The sequence below is a fragment of the Paenibacillus sp. QJM3NY_38 genome, from assembly GCF_056173265.1.
Map to the genome: position 1 here is coordinate 2,183,484 of NZ_CM149665.1, position 13,361 is coordinate 2,196,844.

The following is a 13,361-nucleotide window of genomic DNA, read 5'->3' on the forward strand; positions in this document are numbered from 1 at the left end:
GATCGTTACATTAGGACTGTACGCGGCTGCAGCCAGCTATCGGTGTCCTTATGCTGATATAGAAGGGATTTAGTCTAACAGATGAATACAAAGAAAGAAGCAGTGCTTGAAGCCGGGAAGCGGTTGTTCATGGAGCAGGGGATTTTGCAGACGAGCATGGAGCAGATTGCCGAAGCGGTTTCCGTTTCCAAGATGACGATTTATAACCACTATCAGAGCAAAGAGGGCTTATTGGACCATGTGGTGGACCGGATGGTCGAGGAGCTCATGGCGCTGTACCGTAATATTATGGATCAGGCAAAAGATCCGCTTGAGGCGTTAACGGTCTTCTACAGAGATCAGAACAAATTTTCGGCGTTGGTATCCCAGAAATTTGTGGCGGATCTGGCCAAATTCCCGGAGCAGATGGACAAGCTGCTTCAATTCAATCAGAAATTCGTTGTTCCGGAATTCGAAATGCTGATCTTTAAAGGCCAGCAGCTTGGACAGATACGAAAAGACATCTCTCCCCAGGTACTGGTTGCATTCCTGACTTTCATCAAGGAATTTACGGCACGGACCGAATGGTACCATGGTTTGGGAAGCCTGAACGCGGTCAGTGAACAGCTGATGACGATTCTATATCACGGAATTATCCAGCAGGAAGACCCGTCTAATCTAATATGAGTATAAGAACATTCCAGAGGTGATTTCGACCCGGGAATGTTTTTTTATAAAATTTTACTGATGAATCGTTTGAAGATCGGCTGATTTGGGTATATGTTCCTATAAATTTAGGGCCATGACTTGGTAGAGGGGAAGGAGACGTCTCACCTATAATAGTAATGATAAGCTCAGATATAAACACAAAATAGGCGGGACTGACCGTAAGGAGGAGAGATCTTTGGAAGTTTCATCCAGGATCAAACTGACCGGCAAACAATTCTTTGTACTAACCGGCATCGTCGGTGCGCGGGCTGTCATTGGGTTAGAGGACCCTTTTCGCGGAACGCTGGCCGAGGAGATGCCTGTAGAAGTGGCCAAGATTGAGCAGGAGCTGCAGGAGAAAGGCTTGATCGATACGGCGGGTAAGGAGCCGGTTCTTGTGGAGGAACTCCTGGAATACATAGAAGTATGCAGCCGGACCCTGTTAACGATACATATGAGGGTGTCCGGTTCCGACGAAGCGCTGAAGGAGTGTTTCATTTATTACAGTTCAAGTCTGGTTGTAAGGGCCGATATTGAAAGCGGGCCTGACGGTGCGAGAATCTATGTGCTGGAAGCGCTGGGAACCCCTTCGGAGGCTTGGCTTAAAATCATCAGTCACCTGCAGCTGGAGGATAGGAAGAACCGGGATACAGCTCCAGTGGCTATGCCTAAAGGCTGGTTCCAGCAATGGATGAGTGCCGAGCAAGGGGAGCAGGAGCCTCGGAAGTATTTGCTTGCACAAGGCTACCCGGAATCTGTCGTTTCCGCCTTGGCCGATAGCGTCAGCCATCCGGAGAGATATGCAACCTTCACAGCGTACTATTGCCCGGATCTGAACTGCAGAATAGAGGGAATCGAATTGTTGAGAGGACAGCATTCCAATTGGCTGATTCGCAATGAAGGCGAACAGGATCAAATTTGGGGCGCTACTGTAACGGAAGTTATTAGGGAGCTTGGCGCGGTCATTGAGCGCATTAAGTGAGAAAGGGCTGCATCATGATCCTGTACTCTCAAGTTATTACCTTCTCGATCAACGATATGGAGGATTGTTAGATATGACTAAAATACGTGTGGTACCTGACATGCTGAACCAGCAAGGAGCAGCGGTATCTGATATTGCACGGGAAGTCCAGCAGCTTCAGGAGCGCATGCAGCAGCGTATCCAGAGCATGTCCTGGGAGTCGCGTCATCGTGCCCAGGTTGAACAGCGCCTGGCCCAATGCAGGGCCGCTTGCCAGTCGGTGGTTAGCCGTCTGGAACAAAATCGAGGGCAGCTGGTGAAAAAGGCGGGTGATTTTTCGCAGACGGATCAATCGCTCGGCAGCAATCTCAACTTCGGCAAACAATCGGTGGCCCAGGTCAGTCCGCATCTGCTGCTTCAGGCGAGTCTGGCACAGAACGGAAACAAGAGCACGCAACCGCCCGTGACGGCAGCGGGGGTTGAATTCAATGCTCTAGCGCCTTTTGGCGGAACGGCGGATCAATGGAAGAGTAATCCGCTAGCGGCCGCAGGGGTATTGTTCGGAACGGCAACGGCATCGGGTACGATGTATAAATACTGGGATATGTACCGGAACGGCTTTGGCGTGTGGCTTGAGAAAGACAAGCGCGGCAATATGCGAGCTAACGTGACGAACGGGATGCTGGCCAATATCCGCAAAAAATCCTATGCCGAATACAACTGGCGGAATCACCCCCGAATCCCGAAATACGTCCTACCCGGCGCGGCTGTAAAAGACTCGCTAAGCTGGAAGGGCGGTAAGCTTGGTTATGCAGGCATCGCCATGCAAACGGTGGGAAATCTGGTGACGAATATCAACGAGAACAAGAGCGGGACAAAAATAGCCGGAGATGCTGTGGTTGATGTGGGTGTCGGTGTGGGTACCGTCGTGGCATCCGCTGCGGCTGGCGCTAAGGCAGGCGCGCTGATCGGGACAGCAGTGGGCGGTCCGATTGGCACCCTTGCGGGTGCGGCCATCGGCTTCGGCGTATCGGTGGGTGCTTCCTATGTTATGGACGGCATCAAGTTTACGGATTTTGACGGGGACGGGAAGAAAGATACCGTAACCGAAGGATTGAAAATGGGGGCGGAGAAGATAGGTTCAACGATTGCCGGATGGTTCAAATAAAGGGAGTGTCATTGATGAGCGCAAAGATTTCAGAGGAAGAACAGTTTCATTTCCGGCTGATCCCCGCCGAGCAGATACGGGGCGGCATCGTATGTTTTTTATTCATTATGCTGATCCCTGCGCTGGTCACGCTGGCAGCGCCGATGATGTCGGTATATATGTATGTGGCTGCGGCGGTGTGGGTGGTTATGCTGCTATGGGGAATTGGCCTGAGTGCAAATCCGTACCGGTCTGAGGTTGGTTTTGTGCTGTATTTGGGAATATACGGACTGGCTCTGGCGGTCACTTGTCAGATCGCTATCCTCAAAATGATGTATGACATGGCCGGAGTTGAATCGATTCTATATGGGCTTAGCTCGGTAGCGGTGATGCTTCTGCTTCTCCTTGTGTTTTATGTGCTGCATTTTAGAGCGCTGCAGCAAGGGACCTACCAGTCTATGGAGCGCAATGGCAGCGTCGGTAAAGCGGGCAAAGCGGCCTTACTGTTTGCGGCTATAGGTTATACGGCTTATTACGTCGTGGTGGCGGTAACCGGCGATTTCGGAGGATTTGTAATGGGCATGGCGGCTTTTTCCGTGTTGTTGATTCTCGGTCTGTACATGGCCGTTGTTTTCATTCATCGGTATATGTTCATCCAGAACAACATGGATAAGCTAAAAGCTCATTATCCCGTATTGGGATTGCCGAAGAAGCAGCGGAACGCCGCGTTTCTGAATAAAATGAATCAGGGCCGTACGCCGGCGGCACCGCACCGGAAGAGCAAGAAAAGGAGAGGGTAGTTATGACGCAGCAGCTGCTGCCGAACGGATCGATTGTCATTTTGAAAGAAGGCGAGAAGAAGCTCGTGATCTATGGTCGAAAGCAAATTCTGGCGCTTGATCAGCCGCAGATGTTCGACTATTTGGCTTGTCCATATCCGGAAGGTTATGTCAGCCCGGAGTTTGCCTACGTCTTTAACCATGAGGATATTCAGGAGATTATATTTACCGGTTACCAGGACGAAGAGGAAGAACAGTTTCAGGCCGTACTGGCTGAGACGAAGCCTACATAACAAACGAGAAGATATCTATAAAGGGAGGAGTGAGGTAGATCCATGTCAGGACGCATAGAGGTATCCCCCGAGGAGCTGCGCCGGGCTGCGGCAGACATTCGTAGCGGGAGTGACTACGGCGGAGAATTGGTCGCCCGATTGTCCCAGGTCATTGAAACGTTGAATGCCGAATGGGAGGGCGTTTCCCAGCAGCGGTTTCGTACGGAGGCCGAGGAGACGAAGGCGCAGCTGATGAATTTCATCCAGATGATGAATTCGATGGAGCAGGAGCTTATGAGCATTGCCGCCCGATTTGCGGAGGCTGACGGCCAATAGGCGCGGTTTACCTAAGGTGACAATCAATTGTATCCGTATCACGATGTGGTAAGGGTATGGCTGATTGTTTTTTTATGGGGAGATCGTGAAGAAGTTTATTGATCTGTGTTTTTTTTGTGGAAGAATGGACATAATATGACAGCATTACATTATCATTCGGGTAAGGAGTCGCATAGGATGAATTGGGTATATTATGGAAAGCTGTATACAAGCAAATTTCAGGCAGGGTGCTTTGCGAAACGTTTGGAGCAGGATGGCTGGCTGTTCGGGTATCATGATCCGCGGATGGTGGAGGTTTACCGTTCCAAAAAGGGCCGTTATGGCGTGCGGTTTATGCCTTGAGGAAATTCCATTAAAACAGTACTTGACTTGATGTAGGGTTATGGTGTATATTTATTCTTGTCGCTGTTTGATACAGCATTGACGCGGGGTGGAGCAGTTCGGTAGCTCGTCGGGCTCATAACCCGAAGGCCGCAGGTTCAAATCCTGCCCCCGCAACCAATTTTTAAACGATGTATGTATGACGTCCTTATGTTTATGTGCACATGTATGTTCAGGGCCCTTAGCTCAGTTGGTTAGAGCGGTCGGCTCATAACCGACTGGTCGGGGGTTCGAGTCCCTCAGGGCCCACTTTATCGAAAACCCTTGCGATGCAAGGGTTTTTTGCTGTTTATAGGGCTGTTTAGTTCCGACAAAAACGATGGTGAAGAAGTAGGAAACTTTGATTTGCTAACGGCAGCTATTTATCCACAGGATCCAGAGATTAAAATGACGTTTCCACTTAAAGCAGCGTTACCGAAATTTGGTGTTCCTAAGTAACAACCAAAGGGAAGAACTCAACGTATTCCTCGGAGATCAGCAAATGTCAATATTCTGAATACAATTTTGAAATAAGCTTCAAAGGCTCACCTCTTTTGTTGTGTAGCGTGATTTACGCATCTTAAAGAAATAGACACCGATCAGTATAATTCAATAAAACAGATATTAAAAACATCCACGAGAGCTCATTTTGCTGCGGAGGAAGATTCCTCTGTTAGAACACCTTCTTTGAATGAACTTATTGATGAGTTGATCCCTGCTCTATCTCCAAATCCAAGAATAGCACATATAAGGGTCATTTCTTTGGCGCCGTTGAATGATTGCTTTTTCCCTCTTTCGTTTTCAAATTTATATAGAGAAGAATGCTCCCAAAGAAAGATATTTCAACTGCACCAGTAAAAATCCGCATTAAATGTGTTTCTTTGAAATCAAATAAGATATGCCCCATACAGTATAAAGCCGAAAGAACAATAACCCATCGAAGTATTGCTTTTTTCATCAGTAGTCACCTCTTATTTAAGACAATTAAACTTCAAGCAGTAGAACAACTGTCTTTATATTTTATTAAATATCGTCCGAAACATCCCTGACGTTGTCCATTTTCAAAATTCAACCGCCCCCGGATTGTCGGATTCAAATATTCAAAAGTTTGTCCTCACCCGTTACAAGAGAGCGACTATCTGTATTAAAAACATACAGGACCATTATCAACTAGATTGGAGGGACTATCTATTTATGAAACAGAAAAAGATTTTGATTGTTTTTCTGTTACTTGTGCTGATTATTGTCGGTGTTTTTTATACTTACCTTCAAGTGAAATACAATTCTCTCGAAAGAAGTTTGAGAAATCATCTTATTAATGTTGAGGGATACTCTGATTCAGACATTATCAGTATTAAAGCAAAACTTAGTAAAATGCCTACATATCCCGTTTATGTTAGGTTTGCAGATGATCCAAATACAGATTATATCTTTACAGATGGAAATGCTGATAAACCCATATGGCGCCAACTTGATCCTAAAAAGCCAATAAGATTATCTGGTCAGCGTGACTAGATGAAAATTTTGCTGTTTTGAAAAATGTATAAATCATCATTTAGAGGCTATACTCGAATTGAGTGATGCTTCTCCCTGTTGAACTTTACTTGTCTTCACTTACTTATGAGAGTTAACGTGGGAAAGAACCCTGCTGGCTTTAGGCAGAGGGGGTTCTTTTTGGCGTTCTGGTTTATAGTGGGGCCGTAAGACCAATATAATCAAAAATATCCTCAATGATTCCGCCCTTTCAATGTATTATTTTCCAGTCTATCAGATTTCTATAAATCTGGGCGCCCGATTGAATTCAAGACTTGCGCTAGGACTAAAGAACAAGCGCCAATTATCAGCAAAATAAGAACCATGATAATAACAAACTTCTTTCCGTTCATCATTTTCACCTCGGAAGGATTATACCAAATATTCAACACCCAATGGAACAAGATCCAGGACTACCACACCCTTATTTCTACAGACGGGTGCTTCTCTAAAAGCTCCCCGTGCATGGTCCTCATGTTCTCGTTGTCCATCATATCAATTGTTCTTATATATGCACCGTTTTCTTTGTGATAGACAAAATCTCCGGGAGATTGATGATTCGACCAAGCGAGATTTGTAATCGGGGGCGACTTACGGTACATTTTAATGGAGTCGTAGGGGGACACACTTATTTATACGGCTGCTGCTGTGGATGCAGCTCATTTTAGCATATAGGGTGGGGGATGAAGGTGTCAGAGTGGGTATTAAATCAGTCCTGGGGACTTCCGGTGTTGCTAGCCTTCTTGGTGATCGTATTTGTATTTGAATCAAGGAAGGCTTTCAAGGCATATAAAGAAAAAAGACGGTTTGAATTGGGATGGTCTCTATTGTTTGCCCTGGTGGCTTTATTGGCGATGATTGTCCTGGTGGCCTATTAAAAAATACATAATCAAAAACAGGACCCCGCCAGAAGCTTCCGGCGGGGTCTTGTTCAATGATTAGCTGTAAACGGTCAGGAAGTCGTTACCTTTCGTCACCGTTCATTCATGACGGCCTCTGTAGCGGTCCAGGCTCTGCCTGCACGCATGGCCAGGAAGAAGCAGAGGATGAGAACGATGGACGCGGAGATATAAGGAAAGTTGATGTCCAAATCAAACAGATATCCTGCCACCAGCGGCCCCGCAATATTTCCCAGACTGGTGTATGCCGAGTTCAGGCCGGCCACGTAGCCTTGCTGATCCTTCGCCAGCTTAGACATTTGCGTACCGATAGCGGGACGCAAGATGTCGATCGACAGGAATACCAAGAAGGTTACAAGGAATATGAGCCAGTATTTATGCACGAACAGGGTTAACAGAATACAGATTCCCGCGGTAAGCAAACTGAGCGTAATGACTCTTTTCTCACCAAAGCGGTTGAGGATCCAACCGAATATCGTCGCTTGGACGACGGCACCCGCAATCGATCCAAACGTGATGATCATGGCAATATCTTTAGGGGTGAACCCGAATTTATGATCCACAAACAGGCCGAACACCGTTTCGTAATTGGCAAGCCCGAACGAGAGCACAAATACAATGATCAAACTTAGGAAGTAAGGTTCCTTGAAAGAACGCACCAGCTGAACGGCCAGGCTCTCCTTCTTCCGTCCCAGCACGGTAGGTGCTTCCTGCTTGGCGGATGATTCCGGAAGCAGCAGCAGCGTTACCAGCGCGGCAATACCTCCCGCAACGGCCGCGGCGTAGAAAGGAACGCGAATGCCAAACTCGGCGATAAATCCTCCGATGCCCGGTCCGATGATGAAGCCTGTCGTAATCGCAGCATTAATGAACCCCATGCCTCTGGCGCGTTCCTCATTCGAAGTCACGTCAGCCGTGTAGGCCATAACAGCGGGCATAATGAGTGCAGCGCCGATACCGCCCAGCATTCTTGAGGCAAACAGGAGCGGCGGTGTGCTGGCAGCTCCGAACAACCATTCCGATACGGCGAAAACCATCATGCCGGTGATGATGATTTTTTTACGACCCATGGTGTCGGACAATCTTCCCGCAAGTGGGGAGAATAACAGCTGTGTTAATGAAAATGCGGCAACGAGCATACCTACCGTGCTGCCGCTGATATGCAGTTCCGTCATATAGGTTGGCATAATAGGTATGACAAGCCCGATCCCGGTGAAGACTAGAAATATATTGAACATGAGGAGCAGAATGGCTCCATTGTTTCGCATGAGTAATGACATGATGATTCCTCCAAAAATAAAAGACGATTTAATAAAGACATAATGAAAATGTTTGTAATTCGGTTACTTATATACTGAACGTTCGGTTTGTGATAGTGTATGAAAAAAAGTATTTATTTTTTATGATTTCTTTTCAATGCCATGCAGAAATACTTTGATGGCGGCATGATAAAGGGCAAGCGCATTTTCCACCTTCGTTATACGCGACATCTGGCTTAAGCCAACAATGAGGCTCTCAAAGATAACGGACAGTTGCTCCACATTATGATTCTCAAACTCCCCGCGATCCATCCCTTGCTGCAGCAATTTCTGATTGAATTCCAAATGGCTCCTAATAATCCGGACGACTCTTTGTTCTACTTCTTCGCTAACATCTCCATTGCTGTTTATAAATTCATCAAGCGCCTTAGAGAAGGGGTGGTTCAGATCATCAAACACCAATTGATCGGCTATTCCATACAGCTTGTCAACGGTGGTGGTGTAATGCTGCTCTTTGCTGTTCCATTTCTGTTCCCACTCGAGGTCCCATTCCTCAACCAGATACAGAAACAGCCCTTCCTTGCTCTTGAAATGATAATAGATATTCCCTTTGCTGCTGCCCGTGGCTTCAACGATTTCCTCTATTGACGTTGATTTGTAACCCTTCTGCATAAAAAGAGCCTTGGCGGCTTCGGCTATTCGTCGCTTGGTATCTTCGGTTTGTTGTTGTTTTTTATTCACGCATGCACCCCCTTATAACCCTTGAAAGCTATTCGAACTTTGTATACTGAACGTTCGTTCTGTATCTTATCAAATGGAATTGATATATTCAAGAGGAAATTAGACTCTGTGTTTTTCCGATCCAACCGACTTTGAAAAAATAACCGTTACCATCAGAAGGCAGCGGTTATTCTAGAACGTTGTAGGTCATCCATTCGATTAATGGTTTACTTCAATGAACTTACGCGTTTTCTCGTGATAGGAGAGCAGCTCCGAAACGGTCACAAACTCGTAGCCTCTCTTTTGCAGCTCCGGTAAAATCACTTTGAGAGCCTCTACCGTCTGTGTACTGCTTGGCACAAAGTCGTGCATCAGTACGATGTCTCCATTATGGGCATTATCCAGCACTTTTTTAACAATCCGGTTAACGCCGGGCTTTCGCCAGTCGAGTGTATCCTGATGCCATGACCATAATACGGTCAGCATACCGAAATCCTTGCTCGTGCGGACAATTGCTTCATTATAGCTGCCTCCCGGTGGACGAAACAGGACGGTTCGAATGCCGGTTGCCTGAAAGATCGCATCTTGCGTCTGGTTTAACTCACTTGTTAACTTGCTGACATTAATATTGTGAAAAGGAGGATGGGAGTAAGAGTGATTGCCGATTTCATGTCCTTCTTGCAGTTCCCGCGCTACGATCTCGGGGTGCTTCTCCACCCGGCTGCCAACAACGAAGAAGGTGGCTTTTGCGTCATATTGCTTTAGCAGATCCAGAATTTGAACGGTGTTCTGCGCGTCCGGTCCATCGTCAAAGGTAAGAGCAATTACTTTATTGTGAGTGGGGACTTCCCATACTATTTCGCCTCGTTCCTCATAATAACCCCTGCCCTTGGAAGCGGATGGCGCATGGTTGGCGTTGACAACATGTTGATGGCAAAGGGAGATGGAGAGAGCGATCCATATGACGGTTGAGAGTTTTTTCATGGTGAGCGGTTTCCTTTTCTCTGTTGTTCTAGTCTTCGCATATGACATGACAGTGCAAGCATATTTATCATTTGGTGATTACGGTAAAATTATTCTTTACGGAAAACGGAAGGATTCGAACGGATGAGTTAGAGCGAAGGCTTGAAGCTATCGAGAATGAGGCTTTGGATAGGGTGATGCGAAAAATTATGAGTTTCATATATTGACATCATATGGTTGGACATGGTATTATCAATTTTGTCGCTAAGACGAAATGTGCACACCTAGATATCGGAATGAGATCGCAAAATATTGCGAATTCCACGCGTACCTTCGGTTATGTAAGTGAACGTGAACGACGCTAGGAACATGCGCGGATAAATATGCCGGGGTGGCGGAATTGGCAGACGCACAGGACTTAAAATCCTGCGGTAGGTGACTACCGTACGGGTTCGACCCCCGTCCTCGGCATTATAACAGCGTCTGGTAAGATGCAAAATAAGTCGGCCCCCGTATGGGTGCCGGCTTATTTTTTAAATCGACACAAGGTCAACTCATGATGCGTGTTGTTATTTGATTCAAATTGAACGGAAGAAGTTGGTGTTCCGATTATAGAAATCGCATTCTTTTATGATTCCATGCTGGCCTGTGTGAGGAGGAGAGAGGAGACATGCGGATGTTTAACAATGATTGGGACCTTATTCTGCAGGGAGAAATGGATAAGCCTTATTTTCAAGCGTTGATGGAACGGGTGGACGAGGAATACCGGCACTGCACGGTGTATCCCCCCAAGGAAGATATATTTCGGGCTCTTCAGCAAACATCGTACCAATCGACGAAAGTCGTTATTTTGGGACAAGACCCATATCACGGTCGTGGGCAGGCGCAGGGGCTGAGCTTTTCCGTCTCGCCCGGGGTTACGATTCCTCCATCTTTACGAAATATACATAAGGAGCTTGCTTCGGATCTGGGAATCTCGATTCCCAATCACGGTTCCTTGCAATCGTGGGCGGATCAGGGGGTACTGCTGCTTAACGCAGTGCTTACGGTTCGCGAGGGCGAGCCGAACTCACACAAAGGGATCGGGTGGGAGAAATTCACCGATACGGTCATTACGAAACTGAATGAACGCGATCAGCCAATGGTTTTTATATTTTGGGGAAGTTACGCACAGAAGAAAGGTTCCTTCATAGACCGAAGCCGGCATAAGGTGCTTGAGTCCAGTCATCCGAGTCCGTTTGCAGCGCATAAAGGATTCTTCGGTAGTCGTCCATTTTCAGCATCTAATGCTTTTTTAATGCAAAAGGGTATGGATCCGGTGAATTGGGACATCCCGAGCACGCCGGGCGATGGAGATGAATAATCCGCGAGAGGTGACCTTCATGAAACATTGGATTGGTCGTCATGTTGTCATTCAGCGTTTAGACGGGGCAAAAAGCACGGTTGAAGGTGTGTTGAAAGGATGGGACCCCGTTCAGGAAAAAGTGATTCTTGGCCCGGGTGAGCTTGTTATACCGTTTCGTGCCATTCATAGAATTATGCCGAGAAACGCATACCCGGCCTTGAACTCCATCGGTTATGTCGTGAACCATACCATTCAATTCGATAACGCCGTCTATTTTGGATCTTCCGTCATGATATGGAGGGGCAATCGACTGGTGTCACCACAGGCCATCCTGACTTCTCACGATGAGGATACCGTTACCCTGTCAAATGGCATGATATTGCGCAAGGACGAGCATTATTTTGTGGTTCGATCCCTGCGCGGCAATGCGTGATTCTTTAAATAAAGGATGTCCCCAGCAGCCATCGTGAAGTTGGCGGGGACGTCTTTTTTTGTGCAAATGGAAAAGTGTATCTCCAGTCATCCGAGTTCATTATGCGTCTTCTACTTTTTCGGCAAGGAACAGTTCGTAAATCCGTATCACGATTATTTTGATGATCATGTAAGCCGGAATGGCGAGCAGGATGCCCAGCAGACCGAAGAAATCGCCGCCTACAAGGATGAGGGCAATCGTGGTCAACGGGTGAATATCAAGCTGTTTCCCGTAGATGACCGGTGTCAGAATATTATCTTGGATCTGCTGTGCGATGACAATAACGACAACGGACCATATCGCAATGGAAGGAGATTCGATAAATCCGATAATGACGGCAGGAATGGTCGCCAGCAGCGCTCCGATATACGGGATGAAATTCAAGAAAAAGGAAATGACCGTCAAGAGCAAAGAATAGGGCAGCCCGATGATCAGAAATCCGATATAAATCATAATGCTAAGTATAAGATTCAGGATCACTTTGCCGATAATAAAATTGCTGAGTGCCGTATCGATCTCACCCAGCACCTCCTGGCCATCGCGGCGGTATCGTCTTGGCAGGACACTGAGCAGCCTGGGCGGAAGCTTGCCGCCTTCCTTCAGCATGTAGTACAGAATGATCGGAATCGTAGCAATAATAACGACAACGCTCGATACAACGGTAATCAGGTTGTTGATGGAGTTGCTGATCCAGGTAATGATCCGATTCATATACTCCGTCAGTGAGGTGGACAGCTCGGATTCCGTCGGTATATAGCGTGACCAGAATTGATTCTGCTGCAGCTGGTCAATCTGTTCCTGCACGCCCTCTACCAGAAAGGGAGTATTGCTGATAAAATTTTCGATCTGTTCGCGCAGTGTCGGCCACACCACAATGCCGAAGATGGCGCAGAGACCGGCAAACACGAAATACAGCATCAGAACGCCAATGGATCGTTTGATTTTCCGCCGCTCCAGGTAGTCCACGATCGGCCTGAGCAGATAATAGAAGAAGCCGGCCATCGCGACGGGAACGATCAGCATATTGAACATGGAGACGATTGGCCGGAACAAAAAGCTGATTTCGGAACCGAGATAAATGATCAAGAGCAGTGCGATTATGCCAAAGCATGTCCTGAAATATTTGCTCTGCATCATGGGCAATCCCTCCATACAACGATTAGTAAATACATAGGTACTATGTAACATTTGTATTTAACCAATTTGGAGGGATTTGAAATCACCAGTTTATGTTATCAGTTTCGTATGGTGACCCGGGTATGGATGGGCACGAGGGAAGCCAGCTCCGTCACATCCTCGTTGTACATCCGAATACATCCAAGGGAAACGGAGCGCCCGATGGATGAAGGGTCGTTCGTGCCATGGATGCCGTAATGGGGTTTGGACAACCCTAACCAATAGGCTCCGAACGGTCCCCCGGGATTTGGCTGCTTGTTGATGATGGTGTAATTGCCTGGCGGCGTCTGTGTAGCCATTTTGCCGATGGCAACCGGGAATGTACGTACCACGATGTTGCCGTCCAGCAGGTGCAGCTGATAATCGGATAAATCGACAATAATTCGGTATTGGGGCATTGTAAACCCTCTCCTTCCTGATTCATGCTATGAACCAGGGGGAACACTGGCCCC

17 protein-coding genes and 3 tRNA genes are annotated in these 13,361 nt (G+C 47.2%); 14 read left to right on the forward strand and 6 right to left on the reverse strand.

Annotation, left to right across the window (positions count from 1 at the left end; translation table 11 throughout):
• Positions 1-81 precede the first annotated feature (81 nt).
• The 9 genes from AC0VZ8_RS09570 (at position 82) to AC0VZ8_RS09610 (ending at position 4,812) form a co-directional block, all read left to right on the forward strand.
• On the forward strand, positions 82-666 hold the full coding sequence (locus tag AC0VZ8_RS09570) for a TetR/AcrR family transcriptional regulator (RefSeq protein ID WP_475486710.1): 585 nt from the start codon (positions 82-84) through the stop codon (positions 664-666).
• Between the two features lie 217 nt (positions 667-883).
• The gene (locus tag AC0VZ8_RS09575) at positions 884-1,669 is read left to right on the forward strand and encodes a hypothetical protein (protein WP_475486711.1); all 786 of its coding nucleotides are present in this window, start codon (positions 884-886) and stop codon (positions 1,667-1,669) included.
• 73 nt (positions 1,670-1,742) lie between these two features.
• Positions 1,743-2,816, forward strand: coding sequence for a WXG100 family type VII secretion target (locus AC0VZ8_RS09580; protein WP_475486712.1), 1,074 nt, complete (start codon positions 1,743-1,745; stop codon positions 2,814-2,816).
• A 14-nt stretch (positions 2,817-2,830) separates the two neighbouring features.
• Positions 2,831-3,595, forward strand: a complete 765-nt coding sequence (locus tag AC0VZ8_RS09585; protein ID WP_475486713.1) for a hypothetical protein — start codon at positions 2,831-2,833, stop codon at positions 3,593-3,595.
• A 2-nt stretch (positions 3,596-3,597) separates the two neighbouring features.
• The gene (locus tag AC0VZ8_RS09590; protein WP_475486714.1) at positions 3,598-3,867 is read left to right on the forward strand and encodes a DUF4176 domain-containing protein; all 270 of its coding nucleotides are present in this window, start codon (positions 3,598-3,600) and stop codon (positions 3,865-3,867) included.
• Between the two features lie 42 nt (positions 3,868-3,909).
• A complete protein-coding gene (locus AC0VZ8_RS09595) occupies positions 3,910-4,182 on the forward strand; it encodes a WXG100 family type VII secretion target (protein WP_071223018.1) in 273 nt (90 codons plus the stop codon).
• Between the two features lie 177 nt (positions 4,183-4,359).
• Positions 4,360-4,524 (forward strand): hypothetical protein, encoded by a 165-nt coding sequence (locus tag AC0VZ8_RS09600; protein WP_164817394.1) that lies wholly within the window; start codon positions 4,360-4,362, stop codon positions 4,522-4,524.
• A gap of 82 nt (positions 4,525-4,606) precedes the next feature.
• Positions 4,607-4,683, forward strand: a tRNA-Met gene (locus AC0VZ8_RS09605).
• A 55-nt stretch (positions 4,684-4,738) separates the two neighbouring features.
• Positions 4,739-4,812: transfer RNA gene (locus AC0VZ8_RS09610), tRNA-Ile, on the forward strand.
• Positions 4,813-5,296: 484 nt separating this feature from the next.
• Here the strand turns inward: AC0VZ8_RS09610 and AC0VZ8_RS09615 are convergent.
• The gene (locus tag AC0VZ8_RS09615; RefSeq protein ID WP_071223020.1) at positions 5,297-5,500 is read right to left on the reverse strand and encodes a hypothetical protein; all 204 of its coding nucleotides are present in this window, start codon (positions 5,498-5,500) and stop codon (positions 5,297-5,299) included.
• A gap of 236 nt (positions 5,501-5,736) precedes the next feature.
• Between AC0VZ8_RS09615 and AC0VZ8_RS09620 the strand changes: the two genes are divergently transcribed.
• Both AC0VZ8_RS09620 and AC0VZ8_RS09625 read left to right on the forward strand, forming a co-directional pair.
• Positions 5,737-6,057: a DUF3139 domain-containing protein gene (locus AC0VZ8_RS09620; RefSeq protein ID WP_475486715.1), complete on the forward strand. Its 321-nt coding sequence runs from the start codon at positions 5,737-5,739 to the stop codon at positions 6,055-6,057.
• Between the two features lie 707 nt (positions 6,058-6,764).
• Positions 6,765-6,953, forward strand: a complete 189-nt coding sequence (locus AC0VZ8_RS09625; protein WP_071223022.1) for a hypothetical protein — start codon at positions 6,765-6,767, stop codon at positions 6,951-6,953.
• Between the two features lie 95 nt (positions 6,954-7,048).
• Here the strand turns inward: AC0VZ8_RS09625 and AC0VZ8_RS09630 are convergent, their stop codons facing one another.
• From AC0VZ8_RS09630 to AC0VZ8_RS09640, 3 genes are all read right to left on the reverse strand, one after another.
• Positions 7,049-8,254, reverse strand: a complete 1,206-nt coding sequence (locus tag AC0VZ8_RS09630) for an MFS transporter (protein ID WP_071223023.1) — start codon at positions 8,252-8,254, stop codon at positions 7,049-7,051.
• A gap of 120 nt (positions 8,255-8,374) precedes the next feature.
• On the reverse strand, positions 8,375-8,974 hold the full coding sequence (locus AC0VZ8_RS09635; protein ID WP_071223024.1) for a TetR/AcrR family transcriptional regulator: 600 nt from the start codon (positions 8,972-8,974) through the stop codon (positions 8,375-8,377).
• 198 nt (positions 8,975-9,172) lie between these two features.
• On the reverse strand, positions 9,173-9,937 hold the full coding sequence (locus AC0VZ8_RS09640; protein ID WP_475486716.1) for a polysaccharide deacetylase family protein: 765 nt from the start codon (positions 9,935-9,937) through the stop codon (positions 9,173-9,175).
• Between the two features lie 364 nt (positions 9,938-10,301).
• Between AC0VZ8_RS09640 and AC0VZ8_RS09645 the strand changes: the two genes are divergently transcribed.
• From AC0VZ8_RS09645 to AC0VZ8_RS09655, 3 genes are all read left to right on the forward strand, one after another.
• Positions 10,302-10,387: transfer RNA gene (locus tag AC0VZ8_RS09645), tRNA-Leu, on the forward strand.
• Positions 10,388-10,592: 205 nt separating this feature from the next.
• Positions 10,593-11,279, forward strand: coding sequence for a uracil-DNA glycosylase (locus AC0VZ8_RS09650; protein WP_475486717.1), 687 nt, complete (start codon positions 10,593-10,595; stop codon positions 11,277-11,279).
• Positions 11,280-11,298: 19 nt separating this feature from the next.
• A complete protein-coding gene (locus tag AC0VZ8_RS09655; RefSeq protein WP_260064207.1) occupies positions 11,299-11,694 on the forward strand; it encodes a hypothetical protein in 396 nt (131 codons plus the stop codon).
• Between the two features lie 99 nt (positions 11,695-11,793).
• Here the strand turns inward: AC0VZ8_RS09655 and AC0VZ8_RS09660 are convergent, their stop codons facing one another.
• On the reverse strand, positions 11,794-12,870 hold the full coding sequence (locus AC0VZ8_RS09660; protein WP_475486718.1) for an AI-2E family transporter: 1,077 nt from the start codon (positions 12,868-12,870) through the stop codon (positions 11,794-11,796).
• A gap of 98 nt (positions 12,871-12,968) precedes the next feature.
• On the reverse strand, positions 12,969-13,307 hold the full coding sequence (locus tag AC0VZ8_RS09665) for a L,D-transpeptidase (protein ID WP_194541700.1): 339 nt from the start codon (positions 13,305-13,307) through the stop codon (positions 12,969-12,971).
• Between the last annotated feature and the right edge of the window lie 54 nt (positions 13,308-13,361).

What these genes read in the sequence shown, in the direction of transcription:
- AC0VZ8_RS09570 (WP_475486710.1), top strand. Translation starts at nt 82, where the DNA reads ATGAATACAAAGAAAGAAGCAGTGCTTGAAGCCGGGAAGCGGTTGTTC.
- AC0VZ8_RS09580 (WP_475486712.1), top strand. Translation starts at nt 1,743, where the DNA reads ATGACTAAAATACGTGTGGTACCTGACATGCTGAACCAGCAAGGAGCA.
- AC0VZ8_RS09665 (WP_194541700.1), bottom strand. Translation starts at nt 13,307, where the DNA reads ATGCCCCAATACCGAATTATTGTCGATTTATCCGATTATCAGCTGCAC.
- AC0VZ8_RS09655 (WP_260064207.1), top strand. Translation starts at nt 11,299, where the DNA reads ATGAAACATTGGATTGGTCGTCATGTTGTCATTCAGCGTTTAGACGGG.
- AC0VZ8_RS09595 (WP_071223018.1), top strand. Translation starts at nt 3,910, where the DNA reads ATGTCAGGACGCATAGAGGTATCCCCCGAGGAGCTGCGCCGGGCTGCG.
- AC0VZ8_RS09640 (WP_475486716.1), bottom strand. Translation starts at nt 9,937, where the DNA reads ATGAAAAAACTCTCAACCGTCATATGGATCGCTCTCTCCATCTCCCTT.
- AC0VZ8_RS09620 (WP_475486715.1), top strand. Translation starts at nt 5,737, where the DNA reads ATGAAACAGAAAAAGATTTTGATTGTTTTTCTGTTACTTGTGCTGATT.
- AC0VZ8_RS09630 (WP_071223023.1), bottom strand. Translation starts at nt 8,254, where the DNA reads ATGTCATTACTCATGCGAAACAATGGAGCCATTCTGCTCCTCATGTTC.
- AC0VZ8_RS09590 (WP_475486714.1), top strand. Translation starts at nt 3,598, where the DNA reads ATGACGCAGCAGCTGCTGCCGAACGGATCGATTGTCATTTTGAAAGAA.
- AC0VZ8_RS09600 (WP_164817394.1), top strand. Translation starts at nt 4,360, where the DNA reads ATGAATTGGGTATATTATGGAAAGCTGTATACAAGCAAATTTCAGGCA.
- AC0VZ8_RS09615 (WP_071223020.1), bottom strand. Translation starts at nt 5,500, where the DNA reads ATGAAAAAAGCAATACTTCGATGGGTTATTGTTCTTTCGGCTTTATAC.
- AC0VZ8_RS09585 (WP_475486713.1), top strand. Translation starts at nt 2,831, where the DNA reads ATGAGCGCAAAGATTTCAGAGGAAGAACAGTTTCATTTCCGGCTGATC.
- AC0VZ8_RS09650 (WP_475486717.1), top strand. Translation starts at nt 10,593, where the DNA reads ATGTTTAACAATGATTGGGACCTTATTCTGCAGGGAGAAATGGATAAG.
- AC0VZ8_RS09660 (WP_475486718.1), bottom strand. Translation starts at nt 12,870, where the DNA reads ATGATGCAGAGCAAATATTTCAGGACATGCTTTGGCATAATCGCACTG.